19 protein-coding genes and 5 tRNA genes are annotated in these 22038 nt (G+C 60.8%); 7 read left to right on the forward strand and 17 right to left on the reverse strand.

Going from position 1 to position 22038, the window contains the following annotated elements:
• Window positions 1–19: 19 nt before the first annotated feature.
• From ACZ9IL_RS20525 to nhaC, 5 genes are all read right to left on the reverse strand, one after another.
• Window positions 20–985 (reverse strand): ABC transporter permease, encoded by a 966-nt coding sequence (locus tag ACZ9IL_RS20525; RefSeq protein ID WP_476005102.1) that lies wholly within the window; start codon window positions 983–985, stop codon window positions 20–22.
• Window positions 982–1995: an ABC transporter ATP-binding protein gene (locus ACZ9IL_RS20530; protein WP_476005103.1), complete on the reverse strand. Its 1014-nt coding sequence runs from the start codon at window positions 1993–1995 to the stop codon at window positions 982–984. Before ACZ9IL_RS20530 ends, ACZ9IL_RS20525 begins: the two co-directional genes overlap by 4 nt.
• An 83-nt stretch (window positions 1996–2078) precedes the next feature.
• Window positions 2079–3224, reverse strand: coding sequence for an ABC transporter substrate-binding protein (locus tag ACZ9IL_RS20535; protein ID WP_476005104.1), 1146 nt, complete (start codon window positions 3222–3224; stop codon window positions 2079–2081).
• 197 nt (window positions 3225–3421) lie between these two features.
• Window positions 3422–4345, reverse strand: coding sequence for a LysR family transcriptional regulator (locus ACZ9IL_RS20540; RefSeq protein ID WP_476005105.1), 924 nt, complete (start codon window positions 4343–4345; stop codon window positions 3422–3424).
• A 105-nt stretch (window positions 4346–4450) separates the two neighbouring features.
• Complete coding sequence (nhaC, locus tag ACZ9IL_RS20545) at window positions 4451–5854, reverse strand: Na+/H+ antiporter NhaC (RefSeq protein WP_476005106.1); 1404 nt, start codon at window positions 5852–5854, stop codon at window positions 4451–4453.
• A gap of 300 nt (window positions 5855–6154) precedes the next feature.
• On the opposite strand from nhaC, the gene ACZ9IL_RS20550 reads away from it, so the two are divergent.
• Window positions 6155–6364 (forward strand): hypothetical protein, encoded by a 210-nt coding sequence (locus ACZ9IL_RS20550; protein ID WP_476005107.1) that lies wholly within the window; start codon window positions 6155–6157, stop codon window positions 6362–6364.
• A gap of 14 nt (window positions 6365–6378) precedes the next feature.
• Here ACZ9IL_RS20550 and ACZ9IL_RS20555 read toward each other — a convergent pair whose 3' ends face one another.
• The 9 genes from ACZ9IL_RS20555 to rsmC all read right to left on the reverse strand — a co-directional run bounded on the left by ACZ9IL_RS20555 (window position 6379) and on the right by rsmC (window position 11338).
• The gene (locus tag ACZ9IL_RS20555; protein ID WP_476005108.1) at window positions 6379–6645 is read right to left on the reverse strand and encodes a late competence development ComFB family protein; all 267 of its coding nucleotides are present in this window, start codon (window positions 6643–6645) and stop codon (window positions 6379–6381) included.
• Between the two features lie 101 nt (window positions 6646–6746).
• A tRNA-Leu gene (locus ACZ9IL_RS20560) sits at window positions 6747–6832 on the reverse strand.
• Between the two features lie 69 nt (window positions 6833–6901).
• Window positions 6902–6987: transfer RNA gene (locus ACZ9IL_RS20565), tRNA-Leu, on the reverse strand.
• 45 nt (window positions 6988–7032) lie between these two features.
• A tRNA-Leu gene (locus ACZ9IL_RS20570) sits at window positions 7033–7118 on the reverse strand.
• A gap of 45 nt (window positions 7119–7163) precedes the next feature.
• Window positions 7164–7249, reverse strand: a tRNA-Leu gene (locus ACZ9IL_RS20575).
• 51 nt (window positions 7250–7300) lie between these two features.
• Window positions 7301–7386: transfer RNA gene (locus ACZ9IL_RS20580), tRNA-Leu, on the reverse strand.
• A gap of 116 nt (window positions 7387–7502) precedes the next feature.
• Window positions 7503–8963 carry a glycogen synthase GlgA gene (glgA, locus tag ACZ9IL_RS20585; protein ID WP_476005109.1) on the reverse strand — a complete coding sequence of 487 codons (1461 nt, stop codon included), beginning with the start codon at window positions 8961–8963 and terminating at the stop codon, window positions 7503–7505.
• The gene (gene glgC, locus ACZ9IL_RS20590; protein WP_476005386.1) at window positions 8953–10203 is read right to left on the reverse strand and encodes a glucose-1-phosphate adenylyltransferase; all 1251 of its coding nucleotides are present in this window, start codon (window positions 10201–10203) and stop codon (window positions 8953–8955) included. Before glgC ends, glgA begins: the two co-directional genes overlap by 11 nt.
• 106 nt (window positions 10204–10309) lie before the next feature.
• Window positions 10310–11338 (reverse strand): 16S rRNA (guanine(1207)-N(2))-methyltransferase RsmC, encoded by a 1029-nt coding sequence (gene rsmC, locus ACZ9IL_RS20595; protein WP_476005387.1) that lies wholly within the window; start codon window positions 11336–11338, stop codon window positions 10310–10312.
• A gap of 299 nt (window positions 11339–11637) precedes the next feature.
• Here rsmC and dapA point away from each other — a divergent pair, with 299 nt between their 5' ends.
• The 3 genes from dapA (at window position 11638) to ACZ9IL_RS20610 (ending at window position 15018) form a co-directional block, all read left to right on the forward strand.
• A complete protein-coding gene (dapA, locus tag ACZ9IL_RS20600; RefSeq protein ID WP_476005110.1) occupies window positions 11638–12510 on the forward strand; it encodes a 4-hydroxy-tetrahydrodipicolinate synthase in 873 nt (290 codons plus the stop codon).
• A gap of 96 nt (window positions 12511–12606) precedes the next feature.
• Complete coding sequence (locus tag ACZ9IL_RS20605; protein ID WP_476005111.1) at window positions 12607–14247, forward strand: GGDEF domain-containing protein; 1641 nt, start codon at window positions 12607–12609, stop codon at window positions 14245–14247.
• 180 nt (window positions 14248–14427) lie between these two features.
• Window positions 14428–15018 (forward strand): HAD family hydrolase, encoded by a 591-nt coding sequence (locus tag ACZ9IL_RS20610; protein ID WP_476005112.1) that lies wholly within the window; start codon window positions 14428–14430, stop codon window positions 15016–15018.
• Between the two features lie 147 nt (window positions 15019–15165).
• Here ACZ9IL_RS20610 and hfq read toward each other — a convergent pair whose 3' ends face one another.
• Complete coding sequence (hfq, locus tag ACZ9IL_RS20615) at window positions 15166–15525, reverse strand: RNA chaperone Hfq (protein WP_476005113.1); 360 nt, start codon at window positions 15523–15525, stop codon at window positions 15166–15168.
• Window positions 15526–15850: 325 nt separating this feature from the next.
• Here hfq and ACZ9IL_RS20620 point away from each other — a divergent pair, with 325 nt between their 5' ends.
• The 3 genes from ACZ9IL_RS20620 to ACZ9IL_RS20630 all read left to right on the forward strand — a co-directional run bounded on the left by ACZ9IL_RS20620 (window position 15851) and on the right by ACZ9IL_RS20630 (window position 19431).
• Window positions 15851–17122, forward strand: a complete 1272-nt coding sequence (locus ACZ9IL_RS20620; protein WP_476005114.1) for a PqiA/YebS family transporter subunit — start codon at window positions 15851–15853, stop codon at window positions 17120–17122.
• On the forward strand, window positions 17115–18761 hold the full coding sequence (pqiB, locus tag ACZ9IL_RS20625; protein WP_476005115.1) for an intermembrane transport protein PqiB: 1647 nt from the start codon (window positions 17115–17117) through the stop codon (window positions 18759–18761). Before ACZ9IL_RS20620 ends, pqiB begins: the two co-directional genes overlap by 8 nt.
• 100 nt (window positions 18762–18861) lie before the next feature.
• Window positions 18862–19431 carry a PqiC family protein gene (locus ACZ9IL_RS20630; protein WP_476005116.1) on the forward strand — a complete coding sequence of 190 codons (570 nt, stop codon included), beginning with the start codon at window positions 18862–18864 and terminating at the stop codon, window positions 19429–19431.
• A 66-nt stretch (window positions 19432–19497) separates the two neighbouring features.
• Here ACZ9IL_RS20630 and ompA read toward each other — a convergent pair whose 3' ends face one another.
• Together ompA and ACZ9IL_RS20640 are read right to left on the reverse strand one after the other, a co-directional pair.
• A complete protein-coding gene (gene ompA, locus ACZ9IL_RS20635) occupies window positions 19498–20529 on the reverse strand; it encodes a porin OmpA (RefSeq protein WP_476005117.1) in 1032 nt (343 codons plus the stop codon).
• Window positions 20530–20817: 288 nt separating this feature from the next.
• A complete protein-coding gene (locus ACZ9IL_RS20640; protein WP_476005118.1) occupies window positions 20818–21825 on the reverse strand; it encodes an SGNH/GDSL hydrolase family protein in 1008 nt (335 codons plus the stop codon).
• Between the last annotated feature and the right edge of the window lie 213 nt (window positions 21826–22038).

A 22038-nucleotide genomic window follows, 5' to 3' on the forward strand; every position in this document is an offset into this window, starting at 1 on the left:
AGCGAGCGAGAGATCAGTATCAGAGCGCATCGAAGGCTCCTAAGCGCTTGGCGATGGTGAGGTAGATGGCGATGATGAGGATCGGTACCAGCGAGAAGGCGGCGGCAAAGGGCAGGTTGCCCGCCGTGCCCTGCTGCATGTAGACCACCTGACCTATGTACATGGTCGAGTTGCCTATGATGCCGGGGATGATGTAGTCCCCCAGTGTCAGGGAGAAGGTGAAGATGGATCCCGCCACCACCCCTGGCAGTGCCAGCGGCAGGATCAGGGTGCGAAAGGTCTGGGCCGGGGTGGCGCCGAGATCGCTGCTCGCCTCGAGCAAGGATCGCGGGATCCTCTCCACCGCCGCCTGGATCGGCAGGATCATGAAGGGTAGCCAGACGTAGACGAACACGATGAAGGTGCCGAGCCGCGAGAATGACAGCGAGGGGCCGCCGATCATCGGCAGAGAGAGAATGCCGTCCAGCAACCAGTCCAGCCCCAGGCCGTGCGCCAGCCAGCTGATGACTCCCTCCTTGGCCAGGATCAGCTTCCAGGCGTAGACCCGTACCAGATAGCTCGACCAGAGCGGCAACATGATGCCGAGGTAAAACAGAGCCCGGGTCTTGCCGCTGGTGTAGCGCGCCATGTAGTAGGCGATGGGGAAGCCGAGCAGGGCGCAGGCCAGAGTCACCAGCAGCGACATGCTGACGGTGCGAGCGATGACGTCCAGATTTTCCACCCGCAGCAGGGCGACGAAGTTTTGCAGGCCCAGCTCATGGCGTACCTGACCGCTGAACTCGTCCAGCCCGAAGAAGGCGTTGGAGAGCAGCATCAGCAGGGAGCCCACGTAGATGACCCCGAGCCAGATCAGGGGCGGACCGAGCAGGATCCCCAGCAGCAGGCCAGGCCGCCCGTAGAGCAGGGTGGAGAGACGTCGAAGCGGGTTGGGTCGAGGGTTAAGGGCGTGGCTCATGGCAAGACTCGCACTGTGGGGGAGGCTCATGGCTGAGTCCCCGATCCTGAGACACTCAGGCGGTGGATGGCCTGCTCCGGCCAGTTGAGGCTGACCCGACTGCCACGGGGGAGACGCTCCTGCCCCTCGTTGGGGTGGTTGACGATGATCTCGAGCCGCTCCCCCAAGTCGACCCGATAGCGCACAAAGGCCCCCAGATATTCCACCTCGCGGATCTCTCCCGACCAGCCGGGACTGCCGGCCTCGCCGAGCCGGATCCGCTCAGGGCGAACCATCATCTGCTGGCTATCGCCGCACAGGCGTTTGGCCTGCTCCCCCTCGAACAGGTTGACGGTGCCGACGAAGCGGGCGACGAAGGGGGTGGCGGGGGCGTCGTAGACCTCATCGGGTGGGGCGATCTGCTCGATCTTGCCCTGATTGAAGATGCAGATGCGGTCGCTCATGGAGAGCGCCTCCTGCTGATCGTGGGTGACGAAGATAAAGGTGATGCCGAGCTGGCGCTGCAGCGCCTTCAGCTCGAGCTGCATCTGCTCGCGCAGCTTGAGATCCAGCGCGCCGAGCGGCTCGTCCAGCAGCAGGATGCGCGGCTGGTTGATGAGGGCGCGGGCGATGGCGATGCGTTGGCGCTGGCCGCCGGAGAGCTGGCCGGGGCGGCGATTGCCGACACCGGGCAGCCTTACCAGCTCCAGCATCTCGTCCACCTTGCGATAGCGCTCCGCCTTGGCCACCCCCCTGATCATCAGGCCGTAGCCGATGTTGTCGCGTACATCCATGTTGGGGAAGAGGGCATAGTCCTGAAACACGGTGTTGAGGTTGCGATCATAGGGCGGCACCTGGGAGCAGGGCTCACCGAACAGCCGGATCTCGCCCAGGCTCGGATATTCGAAGCCCGCGATCATCCGCAGGCAGGTGGTTTTGCCGGAACCGCTCGGGCCCAGCAGGGTGAAGAATTCTCCGGACGGGATCTGGAAGGAGATATCGTCGACCGCCTTCACCTCGCCGTAGTGGCGGCTGACCCGGTCAAATTGTACGGCTGTCATGGTACGTCCTTGTCATCGAACCGGGCCGGGTCTCCCCCCGGCCCGCAAGAGGGCTATGTCAGGAGTTGTTTGCCTGAAGGGGATCAGCGCCCGCCCAGGATGGCGATATAGTCCGACACCCAGCGATAGTAAGGCACGCAGGTACCCTGGCTCTTGCACTGGGACACCGGGGTGCGCCAGAAGTGAACCCGGTCGAAGTTGTCGATGCCATTGGTCTTGCAGCCCTCTGGCCCCAGCAAGGCATTGCCTTCACAGGCGGCGGGTACCACGGGCACCGAGCCGAACCAGGAGGCGAGATCCCCCTGCAACTTGTTGTTGAGGGAATGCTCCAGCCACTTGTAGGCGCAGGTCAGGTTTTTGGCCTCACTGTGCACCATGCTGGTGTCGGCCCAGCCGGTGACGCCCTCCTTGGGCACTGTGGTGGCGATGGGTTGCTTGTCGGCGATCAGAGCATTGGCCTGATAGGGCCAGGAATCGGAGGCGACCACCCCTTCATTTTTGAAGTCATCGATCTGGACGGAGGCGTCGTGCCAGTAGCGGCCTACCAGCTGGCGTTGCTGGCGCAGCAGCTCGAGGGAGGCTTTGTACTGATCCTCGTTCAGCTCGTAGGGATCCTTGATGCCCAGCGCGGGCTGGTGGCTCATCAGATAGAGGGCGGCATCGGCGATGTGGATGGGCCCGTCGAAGGCTTGCACCCGCCCCTTGTTGGACTTGCCGTCCGGCAGCTTTTGCTCCTCGAATACTAGGCTCCAGGAGTCAGGTGCCTTGGGAAACACCTTGGTGTTGTACATCAGGATGTTGCCACCCCACTGGTAGGGCACGCCGTAATGCTTGCCATCGACCGTGTGCCAGAGGGCATTTTGCAGGCGGGGATCTATCTTGCCGTAGCTGGGGATGAGCGCCAGGTTGAGCGCTTGCACCTTGCCACCGGCGATGAGGCGCAGGCTGGCGTCGCCGGAGGCGGTCACCAGGTCGAAGCCCCCCTCGTTCATCAGCGCCACCATCTCGTCCGAGGTGGCGGCGGTCTTGACGCTGACCTTGCAGCCGGTCTCCTGCTCGAAGCCGGTCACCCAGTCGTAGCTCTTGTCGGTCTCACCACGTTCGACGTAGCCGGCCCAGGCCACGATATTGAGTTGGCCTTCGCCCTTGCCGAGTTCGGTGGGGGCGGCCTGGGTCTGGCCTGCCAGCAGGGCGGGGATCAGGGCCAGGGTCAGGGGGGTCAGTTTCATCTTGCTCTCCTTGCATGATCTGGGGCCATGGCGATAGCACAATGGCAATTAACATCCTGTTAACCAGTTATGAGCCTAGGAGACGCGGGCAGTAATGAGAATTTCAATTTTTAACGGCTTGGGTATCAGTTAAATCGATATCGATCGCATATGAATCTGTATTTCTGTGGGGTGAGCGGGTCAGGCTGTCTGTATCGCTAGCGACTGGCCTGCTGACGGACTCGCAATCGGCTCTGATCCCGCACTATGTCGATGAACTCGCGGGCGGTCCACTCCAGTCGTGAGCCCCTGCGCCATACCAGGCCGATGTCGATGGCGGGGATGGGTTCCTTGATGGGGCGAGCCTCGACCCGCTCCTGTTCCAGCGACCAGGGACGATAGGCGAAATCCGGTAGCAGGGCGATGCCGAGCTGGCTGGCCACCAGGCTGCGTACCGCCTCCACCGAGGCGGTACGCAGCACGATGCGGGGCGAGATGCCATAGCGGCGAAGGCCGGAGCCAATGATCTGATCCAGCTGATCGGCGGTGAGGGAGATCATGGGCTCGTCGCCGAGGGCCTTGAGGGAGAGCGTCGATTCGGCGCAGAGGGGATGGTTGGCGGCGAGCCAGAGCCGCAGTGGCGAGCGGGTCAGCAGCTCGGTATCGAATGCCTCCTGACGGATGGTACGGTTGGTCATCAGGATCCCCACGTCTATCTCGCCGTTGACGATCTGGTGTTCGAGAAATGGCTGTTCGTCCTCCTTCACCTCGATGCGCACCGCCGGGAAGGCGCGACGAAAGCGGCCGATCGCCTCCGACAGGTAGTAACCGGCGACTAGCGTGGTCACACCTATGGTGAGCTGGCCCTGATCCTGCTGTGCCACCGCCTTGAGGGACTGGCTCGCCTCCGTCATGGCACCGAGGATACGCCTGGCGTGCAGTAGAAACTGGTGACCCTGGGCGGTGAGGCTGACCCCGCGCGGATTGCGCTCGAACAGGGCGGCGCCAAGCTCGGTCTCCAGCTCGCGGATGGCGCTGGTGACGGCTGACTGGGAGATGTGCAGCTCGGCGGCGGCGCGGCTCACCGAGAAGCTGTCGGCCACGGCCACGAAATAGCGGATCTGGCGAAAGGTGAAGTTCATCTGGGCATCCTGCCACGAGCAACTGGGTTGGCTGCCAGCTTAACCTCGAATCCCGCTCAAATAAAAGGCGCCGTGACGGCGCCTTTGTCATTGATCTCGCAACGATTAGCGGGAGCTGGCCGCCTCGATCACCGGGAGCCGGTTCACCGCCTTGCCCAGATAGGCGAGGGTGATGGTCACTATGATGCAGGTGAAGCTGAGCCACATGTAGGGCAGGTAATCCAGCGTCGCCACCCCCAGTACCCCGGCCATGAAGATGCCGTTGTCACTCCAGGGCACCATGCCACAGGTGAGGGTGCCGCCGAACTCGGCGTTGCGGGAGAGGTTCTTGCGCGCCAGTCCCAGCCGGTCGTAGTTTTTGGCCATGATCTTGGGGGTCAGAATCAGCGACACATACATGGCCGAACCGAACACGTTGGCCAGGAAGGCGGTGCCGATGGTGTGGCTGGTCAGGCTGCCGACGCTGTTGATGCGCTTCTCGAAGGCGCTGGCGATCACCGCCAGAATGCCGACCTTCTCCAGCAAACCGCCGAACCCCAGGCCGAAGATGATGACAGCCACCGAGCCCAGCATGGACTCCATGCCGCCACGGCCCAGGATGTTGTCGATAAAGTCGACCCCCGAGACGATGGCGAACGGGCTGTAGGCGGAGTGCATCGCCTTGACCGGATCCATGTCCTGGAAGGCGATGGCCCAGATAAGCCCCAGCAAGGCCCCGAAGCTGATCACCGGGAAGGCCGGCTTGCGATTGGCCAGCAACCCCAGCACCAGCACCACGGGGACTATGGCCAGCGGGGTGATGTTGAACTGGCTGTCGAGGGCTTCCATCACCAGATTGACCTGCTCCAGACTCACGTTGCCGGAATACTGCAGGCCGGCCAGGGTGAACAGGGCGGCGGTGATGACGTAGGAGAACAGGCTGATGGGCAGCATGCCCTTGATGTGCTCCACCACGTCGACATTGGACATGGTGGAGGCCAGCACCACGGAATCGGAGAGCGGGGAGAGCTTGTCACCGAAGTAGACGCCGGAGAGCACGGCGCCGGCCACCAGCGGCGCAGGTACCCCCAGGCTGTGGCCTATGCCCATCATGGCGATGCCGGCGGTGGCGGCAGAGCCCCAGGAGGTGCCGGTCGCCAGCGAGGTAAGGGAGCAGATGACCAGGGTTGCCAGCAGGAAGATGGACGGGTGTATCACCTTGAGCCCGAAGTAGATGATGCTGGGGACTATGCCCCCCGCGATCCAGGTGCCGACCAGGGCCCCGACGGAGATCAGTATCAGGATAGCCCCCATCCCCTTGGCAACCCCATCGACGGCGGCCTGCTCCAGCGACTTGTAGTCATGGTCGAGCCGGATGCCGAGCCCCATGATGACGAACCAGGCGATGAACAGTGCCAGCTGGATCGGCAGATCGAGCAGGCTGGTGAAGGAGAAGGCCAGGGCCAGGAAAATGGCAAGGCAGGCGAAGACCTGCGCCATGCCCGGTAGTCGAATGTGTTGGTTTTGCATAGATACTTCCTAAACTCTTGCTCGCCAAGGTCAGCTCCTCTCGTCCTGTGGATACACATATCCCGAGGGGCTCACCCAAAAAGAGCCGCAATCTACCATAAACCGGGGGCGGTAAATTCCAACATATTTAGCAAAAAGGCAGATTTGATTGAAAAACTCACAGATTAGTTGATCTCATAACTTATTTTTGAGCCTTGATAGATGCCACGGAAATGAGGAAGACCCATAGAAAAATCCGATTGCACAGATATAAAATACAAATGATAATTATTATCAAAGTGTGCGATAGGGATGTTCATCATGATCTGGATAGTACGGTGCCTGTTGCTGGCGGGACTGTTGGCGGTGCTGGCCTGGGGCCAGGAGAAAGAATATGGCATCTGGAGCCTGAGCTTCTTGTTGGCGGCCTGGGTCATGCTGGAGCCCAGGCTGAGGCCGGCATTGATCCTGCTGCCCGTCGCCGGCATGACGGGAGTGGTGGCCCTGCTCTGGCAGCAGAGCTGGCTGTAGCGTGCGGGTCGTCGTCAGCGAGAGGGGGTGGTCTGGATCTTGTCGTGGGCCAGACGCAGTGACTCCACTACCTTCTGCTCCATCTCGGCGCGCTTGGCATCGGGTGTGAAATAGATCATGTCGACGTTGTGGCGGATGTAGTGAGAGGGAAGCTGATTGAGGGTCAGGCAGCAGAGATCGGCCAGCTGGTGAGAGGTCAGTGTCTGCCCCAGTCCCTGCTTTTCTATCTCCTTGAGCACCAGATGTTCATAGAAGTTGTGGATGTCGGTATCCAGGATCATGGGTCGTCCCTACGGTGGCCTAGCGTTATCAAGAGCATAGCCATGACGCCGACAAAAACAAAAGGCCCATAACTCGCGTTATGGGCCTTTTGCATAATAGATGGTGCGAAGAGAGGGACTCGAACCCTCACATCCGTGGGACACTAACACCTGAAGCTAGCGCGTCTACCAATTCCGCCACCTTCGCACACTGTTTTTCCCATCTGGTTTTTAAATGCGGTTGGGCGCATCGCTCTGTTTTAACATGTCAGAATCATGGTGCGAAGAGAGGGACTCGAACCCTCACACCCGGGGGGCACTAACACCTGAAGCTAGCGCGTCTACCAATTCCGCCACCTTCGCACATCGGGTTATCAGTCTGGATTTACATGCTGTCTGACAAAAGCATGGTGCGAAGAGAGGGACTCGAACCCTCACACCCGGGGGGCACTAACACCTGAAGCTAGCGCGTCTACCAATTCCGCCACCTTCGCACATTGGGTTATCAGTCTGGATTTACATGCTGTCTGATAAAAGCATGGTGCGAAGAGAGGGACTCGAACCCTCACATCCGTGGGACACTAACACCTGAAGCTAGCGCGTCTACCAATTCCGCCACCTTCGCACATTGTCATCAATCTTGTTTTACATGCCATCGATGGAGCATGTTGCAGTATGGTGCGAAGAGAGGGACTCGAACCCTCACATCCGTGGGACACTAACACCTGAAGCTAGCGCGTCTACCAATTCCGCCACCTTCGCATCACTGCGGTCGGGGATTTTATAGAGTTTTGGAGGGGCGTCAACAGCCAAAGGGGACTTTTTTCGCTGTTGACGGATAAAGCCGTATTAAGGGCGCAAAACTTCAGCAATCGGCGTCAAACTGAGGCCAGCGCATCGCGGTACATCTTCTCGTACTGAATGACGGAGTCGGCCCAGTTGAAACGGGTCTGCATGGCGTTGTGCTGCACCTGGGCGAAACGCGCGGGCTCTTGCAGGTAGTGGAGCAGGCTGCGGCGCATGGCATCGAGCAGGGTGCTGGCGGTGGGATCGTTGAAACAGAAGCCGGTGGCCAGCGCAGGATCGGCATCCCAATCCACCACAGTGTCTTTGAGGCCACCGACGGCGCGCACCAGCGGCAGGGTGCCATAGGCCAGGCTGTACATCTGGTTGAGACCACAGGGCTCGAACAGGGAAGGCATCAGGAAGAAATCGGCGCCGGCTTCCACCAGATGCGCCAGCCGGTCGTCATAGGCATTGATAAAGGCGAACTTGTCCGGGTGCTGTTGGGCGATGGCCTGCAGCTGGCTGGCGAGAGAGGGATCGCCGGAGCCCACTATCACCACCTGCACCTGATGCTGCAGGAACTTGTCCAGCGCCGGGATCAGCAGGTGCACCCCCTTTTGCTCGGTCAGGCGGCACACCATGCCATAAATTGGCAAATTATCAGTGGGAAGACCTGTTTCCTGTTGTAACACTTGCTTGCAGATCTGCTTGCCGGTGAGGTCGTCACCGTCATAGGTGGCGGGCAGGAGGGGGTCGAAGGCGGGATCCCAGTCCTGATAGTCGCAGCCGTTGAGAATGCCGCGCAGGTCGCTTGCCCGCTGCTGGAACACGCTGGCCATGCCGTGTGCCCCCAGGTGGGTCAGCAACTCGCTGGCATAGTTGGGGCTGACCGCATTGATCTTGTCGGCATACAGCACCCCGCACTTGAGCAGGTTGATGTGGCCGTAGTCGTAGTTGATGCGCTGCTCGTAGTCTGCGATCTCGGGCACGGCCCAGAACTGGGCGCGATCGAACACGCCCTGGAAGGCCGCATTATGGATGCTGATCACCGAGCGAGTGCGCTGGAAAAACGGGTTGCGGGCATGGCGGGTCTTGAGCAGCAGGGGCAGCAGGCCGGTGTGCCAGTCGTTGCAGTGCGCGATATCGGGGGCGAAGTCAAGCTGCTCGCAGGCGTGCAGGGCTGCCGCCGCCAGGAAGGCAAACCGCTCACCGTTGTCGGGATAGGCCTGATTGTTCTCGGCGTAGAGCTGGGGGCGTTCGAAGTACTGAGGGCAATCCAGCAGGTAGACACAGATCCCGTCCAGCTCCAACTGATGGATGCGATAGCTGATGTCAGCCTTGTCTGGCGGGGTCGGCAGCCAGCGCGAGGCGATGAGCTTGGCCTCATCCCGTCGTTTGAGGGTCTTGTAGAAGGGCAGGATGATGCGAACGTCGTGACCCTCTCTGGCGAGGTTCAGTGGTAGGGCCCTGGCCACATCCGCCAGGCCCCCGGTCTTCACCAGCCCCTCAACCTCAGAGGCCACAAACAGGATTTTCAGTGGGTTAATAGCCAACTCTTGCTCCCTTAGGTACCACGACGATACCGCCTTCAGATACGGTAAACCTCTCTCGGTCATGGTCCAGATTCTCACCGATCACGGTGCCGGGTGCAATTTCAACGTTTTTATCGATGATGGCGCGTCGAATTGAGCAGCCTTCCCCTATTTTTACGTCCCCCAGCAGCACGGATTCACTGATGTGGCTGCAGGGGCCTATGTTGCAGCTGAACCCCAGAATCGAGCGCTGGATCTGGCTCCCCTGAATGAAACAACCGCCCGAGATCAGCGAGTTGGCGATCTTGACCTTGCAATCATCGGTGTCGATGAAGGTGGCGGGTGGCAGCGGCGGGTAGTGGGTGTGCAACGGCCACTTGCGGTTGTAGAGGGAGAAAGGGGCATCGTCGGCGACCAGATCCATGTGCGCCTGCCAGTAAGAGTCGAGCGTCCCCACGTCGCGCCAGTAGACATTGGGCTTCTCCCCCGGGATCCGGTTGCCGCTGTAGTCATAGACATAAACAGGGGTACGCGGGTAGAGGCTGGGGATGATGTCTTTGCCAAAATCGTGGCTGGAATTTTCCTCGGCGGCATCCCGCTTCAGCTCGCGATAGAGTGCCTCGGTCTCGAAGATGTAGTTGCCCATGGAGACCAGCGCCTGGCTGGGATCTCCCGGGATATGCTTGGGATGCTTGGGTTTTTCCTCAAAGCCGATCATCCGTCCTTCCTGATCCACTTCGATCACCCCGAAGGCGCTCGCCTCCTCGATGGGCATGCGCAAGGCGGCGACCGTCATGGCGGCGGCCTTCTGCTTGTGGAAAGCTACCATCTGGCTCACATCCATCTTGTAGATGTGATCGGAGCCGAAGATGCAGACGTGCTCGGGATCCGAGGTCTCGATGAAGCGCAGGTTCTGGTAGATGGCGTCGGCGGTACCGTCATACCAGCGCTTGCCCATTCGCATCTGGGCGGGGATGGGATCGATGAAGCGATCGGTGATGCCGACGATGTTCCAGCCCTTCTTCATGTGCAGATAGAGGGACTGGGACTTGAACTGGGTGAGCACGTAGATGCGCAGAAAGTCGGCGTTGACGAAGTTGTTGAGGACGAAGTCGATCAGGCGGTAACTGCCGCCAAAGGGTACCGAAGGCTTGCTGCGGGTGGTGGTCAGTGGCTGGAGACGAGTGCCTTCGCCCCCTGCCAGAATCATGGTCAATATGCCTGCCATCGTATTTCTCTCCCTGCGTGAAAAGGTTTTCAGCTTGCTGCAAAAAAACACCCCTTAAGGGGTGGTAAACGTTTTTCTGGTACCTTAACAGATCCCGTATGGCACTCTCTACTCGTTTTATTACAGCCGTTACATTTATTTATACTTTGCTCAGATACACCTTGAATTTGCAGTCACTGCCGATGATTTCGGTCTGTTTGAAGTGAGTATCCAGTATAGGTTGGTATCGCAGGAAGGCGTTGGCGACGATGGTCAGGGCGCCGTTGGCGGTCAGGAACTCGGGGGCCCTGGCCAGGAAGGTTTCGGTGGCGGTGTAGAAGGTCTTGAGCCCGGCATGGAAGGGAGGGTTCGAGACAATATGCTGGAATTTTTCAGCAACGTTGGAATAGACATCGGAGGCATAGACTCGCCCCTGCAGACCGTTGATGGCCAGGGTGCGGCGGCTGGATTCCAGCGCCAGTGCGCTGATGTCCACCATGTTGACGGCCAGGGTCGGGTTGCGTTTGGCCAGTACCGAGCCGATGACCCCGGCGCCGCAGCCAAAATCGAGCAGGTTGCCCGTCATGGGTGGCAGGCTGGCCAGCAGCAGTTGAGTGCCGAGATCCAGGCCATCGGCGCTGAAGACTCCGGGCAGCGCCATCACGGTTAGATCCGTGTCTCCGGCCTGGCACTCATAGCGGCTGAACCAGGCATCCAGCTCGAACGGGGCGACCGGCTTGCTGAGCTCACCGTGATAGAGGGAGCAGCGGCGTGCAGAGTCCCGCTTGATGGGCTGCCCGCCATAGGGCGCCAGCAGCTTGTCGGCGCCGTTGATGCCGCCCCGGTTCTCGCCCGCCAGCAGCAGATCGGCACCGGCGTCCAGCAGGGGGGTCATCATGGCGAGCAGGTATTGCGCCTCGGCCTTGGCCTTGGGCATCAGCAGCAGCAGGGCATCGAAGCGGGGCGCGCCGCCGAGCTGGTGATCGAACAGGATGTTGTCACCCAGCGCCTTCTGCTGGCTGAGGTAGTAGCAATAATCGGTGGTGAACACCGTCAGGGAGTCGGTCAGCTCGGCCAGCTGGCGAGGATAGTCATCCTCCAGGGCACCACAGACCAGGAGCCGCTTGCCGACAAAGAGGGCTTGGTTGCGTTCCAGCATCTGGCTGACGGCACTGTTTTTCTGGCTGATGGCTCCGGCAGGACGGCTCATTGGGTCTCTCCACACAATTTTGGGCGGCCATTATACATGGCCGCTTTCGCCTTGACATTTATGCCGTGTTCCCGAAATATGCCAAGACACCCAATTTACCCAGAGATGATGCAATGCGGCTGCGCGTATCGAAACGAAAGCATAAACAAAGCCTGACCCATGGGCCTGCTGACGTGCGCGCGTAACCTCTCATCCCTGAGACGATTCCAGCCCCGGTAGCGACCCTCGTGCCGGGGCTTTTTATTGGCCGTTAACCCTATTCAGGAGAAGGAAATCCCATGTTTCAAGGTTCGATAGTTGCCCTGATCACCCCGTTTCGTCAGGGCCAGCTGGATGAGGCCGCACTGGCTCGTCTGGTGGAGTGGCACATAGCACAGGGCACCCACGGCATAGTGCCGGTCGGTACCACGGGAGAGAGCCCGACCCTGACTCATGACGAGCACTGCCGGGTGGTGGAGCTGGTGGTCAAGCAGGTGGCGGGTCGTGTGCCCGTCATCGCCGGGGCGGGTTCCAACAATCCGGTCGAGGCCATTGAATACACCCGTCATGCCGAGCAGGCGGGCGCGGATGCAACCCTGCACGTGGCCGGTTACTACAATCGCCCCAGTCAGGAAGGGTTGTTCCACCACTTCAAGGCGCTGCATGACGCCACCACCAAGCCGATCATCGTCTACAATATTCCGCCGCGCGCCATCGTCGACGTGCAGCCGGCGACCCTGGCTAGGTTGGCCGAGCTGCCACGCATCGTCGGGGTGAAGGATGCCACCGGCGATCTGGCCCGTCCCTGGACCGAGCGTCAGCTCATCAAGAAGCCATTCGCCTGGCTCTCGGGCGAAGACGCCACCGCCGTGGCTTACAACATCGGCGGTGGTCAGGGCTGCATCTCGGTGACCGCCAACGTGGCCCCCAAGCTGGTGGCCGAGGTGCAGAGCCTGACCCTGGCCGGTGAGTGGCAGGCAGCCCGCGAGCTGCAGGACAAACTGATCCCGCTGCACCAGGCCATGTTCGTCGAGCCGAGCCCGGCGGGTGCCAAGTATGCGGTCTCCCTGCTGGGTCTGTGCAGCGAGGAGTGTCGTCTGCCGGTGATGCCGCTGTCGGACGCGACCCGCGAGCGGATCCGCAGCGCCATGCAGGCATTGAATCTGTTGTAAAAACTGGGCTCTGGATCGCGCTTTTGAGTGCCAGGTCAATGAATGGCCTGGCTTTGCCGATATACTCGCTTGGATACAATTCAAGGATGATTTGGCATGCAAGAATGGGCTCCGGAGCACTTCACCAGCTTTGAGCAACTCTGTGAAGTGACGCTGGCGGCGGTCAGGGAAAAGACCGAGGCCGAGCAGATCTACCTGTGGCTGCGTGCGCCGACGCCCCAGCTTTACAGCTATAGGCCCGAGCTGGGATTGCTCTGCCTGCATGCGGATGCCCTCGATACCCTCGCCTTGCCCCATATCTTCATCGAACGTTCCCTCGATCTTGGCCAATTGTTGGTGGAGCCGCTGGCGGCGGCCAATGCGCTCTGGGAGAGCGTCGAACCCGAGTCGCCGCGTCTGCGCGCCTGTTTCCCGCTCAAGCGTCACCAGGGGCTGGAGGCCGTGGTCTATCTGGAGACCCGGCGCCGGCTCGATCGCCTGCCGAGGCGCCAGCAGCAGAGCATCCAGCTGCTGATGCACTATCTCGCCGCCGAGCTGGAGAGCCGACGGCTCGCCAGCCAGGTCGACATGGAGCGGGATAAACGGCTCCATACCCAGGCCGATCTCGTCCGCAGCCAGGCCTTGCAGGACTCCTTTCTCGGCCTGTTGCAGGCGCTGCACCGGGTCGGGGTCCAGCTCTCTCGCTGTGACAGCGAGGACGAGCTGCTGCACGACGCGGTGGCGCTGGCTCGCCAGGAGTTGCAGTTTGATCGCATCGCCATCTTCCTCGTCGACAGCGAATTCAAGACCATGCACGGCACCTGGGGTACCAACGAGGCGGGTGAGCTGGTTGATGAGCGCCATTTCATCAGCCCCATTCCCGATCATTCCACGGTGCAGCAGGCGCTGCGACGCAAGGATTATGTGCTGGTGCTGGAAGATGCCCCGCTCTATTACGAGAAGCAGGAGGTGGGCCGCGGCTGGAATGCCATGGTGTCGCTGTGGGACGGGGCCACCCCCATCGGCTGGATTGCCGCCGACAACCTGCTCTGGCGTCGCCCGCTCAAAACGTATCAGAGCGAGATCTTCAAACAATATGCCGCCGTACTCTCCCAGTTGCTGATCCGTCAACGCACGCAAGCCAAGCTGGAGCGTTTCAACCGGGAGCTGGAGCAGAGGGTGCAGGAGCGCACCCGCCAGCTGGCCGAGAGCAACCGGGCATTGGAGGAGGCCAATCGGCGGCTCTCCCTGCTATCGCTGGAAGATCCCCTGACCCGCATCGCCAACCGCCGCCAGTGGGACATCACCATGCAGCGGGAATGGGAGCGGGCGCGCCGTCATCAAGGGGTATTGGCGGTGTTGATGATCGATGTGGACGAGTTCAAGTCCTATAACGATCACTTCGGCCACGGCAAGGGGGATCAATGCCTGCAACGGGTGGCAGCCATGCTGCAGGAGGCGGAGCGACGTCGCACCAATCTGGTGGCCCGCTATGGTGGCGAGGAGTTTGTGATCCTGCTGTGCGCCCCGCAGCCGGGGGAGGCTGAGCGGCTGGCGGAGCAGATCCATCTAGCGCTGGGCGAGCTGCACATCGCCCATCCGGCTTCCCGGGTGGCGGAGGTGCTCACGGTCAGCATCGGCTTCAGTTATCTCATCCCCTCTTCGGACAAGGGCTGGCAGACCCTGACGGATCAGGCGGATCAGGCGCTCTATCACGCCAAGTCGCAGGGGCGGGCCTGCACCCTGGCCTACCGCTGAGCCCGTGCTGGGGATTGCCGGCCACCTTTACCGGCGGTTTTATCAGGGGCGCTCCGGCCATCGGCAGGGGACTGCCCGATATAAATGCGGGAGCAAGCGTTTCTCGTCATCTGCTGCATGGCGATGAGGCATGGGTCTGGCTAGAATGGGGGCCCATTTTCGACAGACAGATCCCGCACCATGACCCTATCCGGATTTCAAGGCCTGGTTTTCGACCTCGACGGCACCCTGGTGGACTCCATGCCGCTGCACCTGGCCGCCTGGGAGCATGCCGCCCGCGAGTTTGGTTTCAAGTTCGATGCTGACTGGTTCTATGAACTGGGTGGCATGCCCAGCCGCAAGATAGCGCTGCTGGTGGCCGAGGTGCAGCAGATTGCACTGGATCCCCTGTTGGTGACGCGCTGCAAGACCGAACACTACGTGGCCAACCTGCACAAGGCTAGCCCCTTCCCGGCCATGCTGGAGCTGGTCAAGCGCTACCACGGCCAGATCCCCATGGGGATCGGGACCGGTTCCCCCCGGGTCAATGCCGAAGCCGTGCTGCGCAACACCGGTCTGGATCGTTACTTCCCCGTGGTGGTGACCGCCGACGATGTGGAGCTGCACAAACCCAATCCGGATACTTTCCTGCTGGTCGCGAGCCGACTGGGGGTTGAGCCTGGCAATTGTCTGGTGTTCGAGGACACGGGCATAGGTGCCCAGGCCGGAGAGGCCGCCAGCATGCAGGTGTGCATGATCAAGGAAGGAAAACCGGTCGGATTGAGCTACTGAGATTGGCTCGCTGGATTAGCGGGTCATCGAGTCGGGGCAGAGAAAAGCCCCACTCTCATCCGGGACAGGCAATAAACATGAGAGTGGGGATGGGCGTCGGTCATCGGCTGACGCAGCAACGGGCTGCAGGATGACGAAGATCGGGCATTACTGCTCGCTGCTACCGCCCTGATTGTCGTCATAACGGCCAGGGGTGCCGTGGGGACGCGGTGCCATGGAGACGCGTGGCTTGCGAGCCCGCTGGATGCTGACGGCAGGACGACCCGAGTGCATGGCGATGGTGGAAATCTTGGCCTTGTAGACCAGTTGCTGATTGCCATGGGCGTCGGTCAGCAGCACGCTGTACTGGTCGAAACCGCTGATGGTCCCTTCCAGTTTGATGCCGCTCACCAGGAAGATGGCGACCTGACTGCGATTCTTGCGCAACCAGTTGAGGGCAGAATCTTGCCCATTCCCAAGGGAGAAGGCCTGCTCGATGGTGGAGTAGCTTGGGGATTCAGTTGTCATAAATTATTGTCCCGCGGAAAAAAGTGGCGTTTGATTGTGCTAAATGGTCACTGGCTTGTCAAAGTCATTCTCTACCCCGCCACGAAAGCGCTTGCGAACAGGGCTGGATGTTTGGGGGCTTGAGCAAAACGGCGGATAAATATGCCCTTGGATCCCCTGATGCCGGGCCGAATCGGCCCAACGGCCAACTTTGCCCGGTGGCGTCTCATGCCAATGTATCTCGCAGTGCTTAAGGTTCTGTACATGAACAGGGCTGGTGGTTAATGGCGGTGGCTGCAATAATTGGCGACTCTGGTCGTTCGCGGCCTCCTGCTGGGGTCTTATCTTGCATTCGGTTTCACACCAACACCCAACCACCTATACCCATGACGCGACGGCCTGTGAAGAGTGCGATCTGCTGGTGCCGGCGACGACGCTCGCGGTGGGAGAGGCGAGCGGCTGCCCGCGTTGCGGCCACGTCCTGAGCCGTTATCTGCCTGAGCAGGAGCGCAGGCCGCTGGCCTACGGTTTTGCTGCCCTCATCATGTTCGGGCTCTCCAACGTCTTCCCCTTCATGTCGTTCTCGGCCAAGGGGCTCGGGCAGGAGATGAGCTTCCTGCAGTGCATCACCACCCTGGTGGATCAGGGCTACCTGTTTCTCGGGGCCGTGCTGAGCCTGACCCTGATTGGCCTGCCGCTGGTCTACATCGGCTCCATCATGCTGGTGCTGTGGCGCCTCGACAAAGACATGCACAGCAACGCCCTGCGCTCCCTCGGCCGCTTGCTGTGCCGGATCAAGCCCTGGCTGATGGTGGATGTCTTCCTGATCGGGGTGCTCATCTCCCTGGTCAAGCTGATGGGCATGGCCGACATCAAGATGGGGCTGTCGTTCTGGGCCTTCGTCGGCTACACCCTGCTGCTGATCAAGATGATCTCGTCGCTGGACAGAATGTGGCTGTGGCAACGGCTGTTCGGCCCGACAGAGGCCAGAGCGCTGGATCCCGAGGCCAGTGCCCTGCAATCCGGGCTGGTGGGCTGCCATATCTGCGGCGCCCTGAGCGAGGCCGGTGCCGACACCTGTTCGCGCTGTGGCGATCATCTGCATCCGCGCAAACCGGGCGGCTTGAACCGTACCTGGGCGCTGCTCATTACCTCGGTGATCCTCTATATCCCTGCCAACCTCTATCCCATCATGGACACCGTATTTCTGGGGGATGACAGCCCCTCGACCATCTTGGGCGGGGTGATACTGCTGTGGGCCATGGGCTCCTATCCCATCGCCGCCGTCATCTTCATTGCCAGCGTGGTGGTGCCCATGGTGAAGATCCTGGCGCTGCTGTGGCTGTGTTTCATGGTGCAGCGCGGTCATGCCAGCTCACCCCTCGGCAAGCTCAAGCTCTACCGCATGACCGAATTTGTGGGACGCTGGTCGATGATCGACGTCTTTGTGGTGGCCATTCTGGCTGGCCTCATCCGGCTCGATAATCTGATGACCATCTACCCAGGCCCCGCGGCCGTTGCTTTTGCCGGGGTCGTGCTGATCACCATGGTGGCCGCCATGAGTTTCGATTCCCGCCTGATCTGGGATTTACAACAAGGAGAGCGCGAACGTGAGTGAGCGTAAGAAAAGGTGGAAACCCGGCTCGGACTTTCTGAGCTCGGCCGCCGCTATCTGGATGGTGCCCCTGCTGGCACTGTTCATCGGAGTCTGGATGCTGTTCCAGCACTGGTATTCACAGGGCCCCAGTTTCACCCTGACCGTGGCGACAGCCGAGGGCATAGTGGCGGGCAAGACGGTGATCCGCTCCCGGGAAGTGGAGGTGGGTCGCATCGAGGCGGTGGAGCTCAGCGATGACTACAGTCATGCGGTGCTCAAGGCTCGGCTGACCAATGCCGCCGCCGGCATGCTCAAGAAGGACAGCCAGTTCTGGGTGGTCAAACCCAGAGTCGGCCGGGAGGGGGTCTCCGGCCTCGGCACTCTGCTCTCCGGCGCCTATATCGAGCTCTCCCCCGGCAAGAAGGGGCGGGCCAGCGGCTCATACGCCATGCTGGACAGGCCGCCGCTGGCGTCGCTGGATGCCAAGGGGCTGCGGCTCTCTCTCAGCAGTCGTGATGCGCGTGCGCTGGGGGTGGGGTCGCCCATCAACTATCAGGGCTTCACCATAGGTCAGGTGGAGGAAGCCAAGTTCCTGCCCGAGAAGAGCGAGATGCAGTATCAGCTCTTCATCAATGCGCCCTACGACACTCTGGTGAGCAGCAACTCCCGCTTCTGGCTGACCCCGGGCTTTGAGGTTTCCATGAGCAGCGAGGGGATGAAGGTCAAGATGGACTCCCTCGAGAGTCTGCTCGATGGCGGCATCACCATGGGCCTGCCGCCCGGCTGGTCGCCCGGCGAGCCGGTCAAGCAGCAGGAGGAGTTTGTGCTGTTCCAGGATGAGGCGAGCGTGCTGGCCGGTAGCCTGAACCAGTTCATCGACTACGTCTTCCTGTTCGAGGACAACGTGGGGGGGCTGCACCCCGGCGCGGCGGTGCAGTACCGTGGCATCCGGGTCGGTACCGTCATCTCGGCCCCATACCTCATCGACGACAAGGGCGTGCAGATCTTCAAGAGCCGCCAGATCCCGGTGCTGGCGCGTATCGAGGTGCAGCGGCTGTCCCACCGCTATGCCAACGCCGAGAAAGAGCAGTGGCGGGCCCTGTTCGGCCAGCAGTTCAAGGAGGGTCTACGCGCGGCGCTCAAGACCTCCAGTCTGCTGACCGGTGGCAAGGTGGTGGATCTGAACTTCTATCCGGATGCCCCTGCCTATCAGCCGACCAAACTGGCGGGTTATCAGGTGTTCCCGACCGTGCAGGCCGGGCTGGATCAGATTGAGCGCAAGGTGAACCTCATCCTCGACAAGTTCGTCGACATGGACATGGCGACCACGCTGACACAGGTCAACAGTACCCTGGCGACCCTGGACAAGACGCTCAAGCACGTGAGCGCCGTGAGCGCCAATCTGGAGCAGTTTACCGGCCAGCACTCAACCCAGCAGCTGCCAGCGTCCCTGAATCAGAGCCTCAAGCAGTTGCAGGAGACACTGCAGACCTATGATGCCAGCTCCCAGACCAATCAGGAGTTGCGACAGTCGGTGCAGTCCCTCAACCAGCTGATGAGCGAGCTGCAGCCTCTGGTCCATTCTCTGAATGAGCAGCCGAGTTCGCTGATCTTCGATCGCTCCCGTCCCCAGGATCCTGAGCCCAAGCGAGGAAAATGATGATGTCCCTGACTTTGCCAACCCTTGATCAAGAGGCCAAGCTCGTTGATCTTCGATCGCATCCATTCCCCCAGGATCTCGAGCCCAAGCGAGGAAAATGATGAAAAAACGGATGATGACCCTGGCCTTGCTGGGGCTGCTGGCGGGCTGTAGCTCGACCCCGACCAGCTTGCACTACTACTCGCTCGATACCGGCAGCGAGCCGATGGGCACCGCCGTGGTGCAGCCACAGCACCAGCTGGTACTGAGACCCATTACCCTGTCCGGCCAGTTGGACAGGATCAGCCTGGTCTATCAGCTAGCCGGCAACGAGCTGCATTTTGCCGAATACCATCGCTGGGCGGGATCCCTTGACGCCCAGTTGAGCCAGCTGACCCTGAACGGCCTCTCCAGCCGCCTGCCGGGTTGGGTAGTGCGCCAGGATGGGGCCCGCAAAGGACCCGTGCTGAGCATCTCGGTGGAGCGCTTCCACAGCAGGGAGGATGGCCGTGCCCTGTTGAGTGGCCGCTGGCGGCTGCTGACGGAGGAAGGAGTCGTGCTGCGGGATGTCCCTTTCCAGCAGGAGCGGGTGTTGCCTGCTGATGGTTACGGTGTCCTGGTGGATGAACTGGGGCAGGGCTGGCAGCAACTGCTCGACCAGATCGCCACGGAAGTGCGCAAGACGAGCTGATGATGCAAAATGAAAAACGGGAGGCCAAGGCCTCCCGTTTTGTTATCTGCTTGCTATGGGCTGAGGTTATTGTTGAACCTCCGAGACCCCTTGTACCTTGACCTCGACCCGACGATCCGGGGCCAGGCAGACGATCAGCTCGCGCTTGGACTTGCTGGTGCAGCTGTCGCCGGTGACGGGGGAGTTCTTGCCTTGCCCTTCCACGTTCACCTTGCCAGCAGGCAAGCCTTTGCCGATCAGGTAGTTGGCCACGGTTTGTGCCCGCTGCTCGGAGAGCTTCTGGTTGTAGGCATCGGAGCCGATACGGTCGGTATAACCGATGACGGTGGCAGAGCCATCCTTGGGTCTGGCTTCCTCGATCTGGCTGTAGAGGGTATCCAGTGCCTGGCCGGCTTCCGGTTTGAGGGTGGCCTTGTTGAAGTCAAACAGCACGTCCGAGCTCAGGGTGAACTGCTTGTCGACCATCACGGGCTCGGGGGCCGGAGCCGGTGCTGCGACCGGCAGGGCTGCGGCGACCTGACCGAAGCGATAAACGGCCGCCAGCGAGAGCAGGCCGTTGTCCATGCGCAGGCCGGTATCTTCTCTGCTGCCGTAAGGGGTGCTGTATTGGTATTCGAGGCGGGCGGCCCAGTCCAGGTTCAGGGCATACTCGGCGCCGAGCGCACCGACGAAGACGGCACGGCCATCGTTGTCCAGTGCGTCGCTGCTGGTCCAACCGTAGCCGCCGCCGAGGCGACCGTAGAGATCCAGATTATCCGCGACCGGGAAGCCGAGTTTCAGGGTCAGCTGGGCGAGTTGCGCCTCGACCGAGTCATTGAAGACAGCGGCGTTGCGGGTGCCGCTGTACTTGTATTTGCCCAGGTAGTCATAACCCAGCTCGATCCCGAGGTTCTGGTTGATCTGGTAACCGCCGAAGAGACCTGCCCCCACTTCATCGTTGTCTTCATCGGTGGAGAGGATGGCGTTGCTTTCATCGACACCGTAGAAATTGGACCAACCCAATTTGGCACCGCCATACCAGGTATTGTCTTGTCCGGCCGCCTGAGCGTTGGCCGCAAGCAAGCCTGAGACCAGCAAGGTAATCAGTGTTTTGTTCATATGAAGCCTCTGCAATTTTATCTGTGGAGAGATCGAACTCGTATCGCCTCACCTCTTTGGGTTGAGCCTGTGTCCAGTCACAACATGTTTAAACGTAGCCCGTTTCTTTTTAATCACAAGCAACTGATATAAAACATATTGTGATAACTATTCGCATCATAGAGGAGTTGAAAGGAGAAGGGGCCAATATGGCTCCAATTTGTGGCGGGTGTCATATGGGTTGCTTTTTGATGGCAAGAGCGACGAGCAAAAAGGCCGACGGATGTCGGCCTGTTGTCATGGAGGTCATCAGCGGGAGATGAACTCGTACTCCTGCTCGATGAAGGCGCCGGCCCGCTCGCTCAGGGCGTTGTGCACGACGGTGGTGGGATGCACCTGATCCCAGAACATCTTGCCTTCACAGTTGAGCTCACTCGCGCTGCGGCGGGCCATCGGGCTGGCGACGGCCTGGGCCAGCAGGGGGTTGCCGGCGATGGCGAGCCGCTCCTGCGGGGTGAATGCGGCGAGCTGGCTGTCGGTGCCGGCGCTGCGGGAGGCGAACGGCTTCCATACGTAGCCGCCGCCGTAGCAGGCATTCTCGGTGTCGCTCAGGCCGAAGTGCTGCGGTTCGCGCAGCATCTCGGCGAATTGCTTGTCGATCTCGAACAGCTTGACCAGGCCGGTGGGGGCGAGTTGGCGAGCCAGGTTCAGCAGCAATTCGTTGTGATAGGCCGAGACATGGCTGGCTGCCTCCACCACCTTCTGGCTGCGAGCCGACGGGTTCTGGCCGAGATCCGGCAGGTTGAACAGCAGGATCTGTTTAGCGCCATTCAGCACCAGGCGGTTGGCCGAGTCGCTGATGACATCGCGCACCCGCTTGGCATCCTGCTCGGTGTTCCAGCCGTAGGCCAGATAGTCGTTCGCACCGACCCAGAGGATCACCAGATCGTCGGGCTGGAAGCTGTCCTTTGCCAGGAACTGGGTGATTTCGTAGTCCAGGTTGTTGATGACCTGATACTTGGGATTCCAGGAGATCTTGTTGTAAGCCACCGCGGTGGCGCCCCCTTCCGCCTCGTTGGCGATCTTCAGTCCCGGGAACTGCTGGGTCAGTTGCTCCAGCCAGACAGGCCCGTTGGAGAAGCGGCCCTGATAGTAGGGTGGGCTGGAGGGGAGATAGCCGCGCATCTTGTCGTACATCTTGCCGGTATCGGACAGGCTGTCACCGAACATCACTATGCGGGAGAAGGCGGGGCGACTGTCGGCAGCCTGAACGCTCAGCGCCAGGAGTCCCACCACGCATAGAAGCCATTTTTTCATGTTGTCGTTCTCATTGAGTTGGAAGCAGGGCGTGCCTGCGGGCTGTTCCTCGATGGCATGACGGGCTGGGGACCCATTTGCCACATAGCAGAGTATTTGGCCGAATAAAATTCTGCAGCAGGCGATGTCGATTAAATCGATTACGGTCACACTCGGCTCCCCCAGATGGGGGACGCTTCACGTTTGTTTCACGCAGGAAGGAGCAAGATGACC

The sequence above is a fragment of the Aeromonas sp. TECH754 genome (assembly GCF_056279295.1).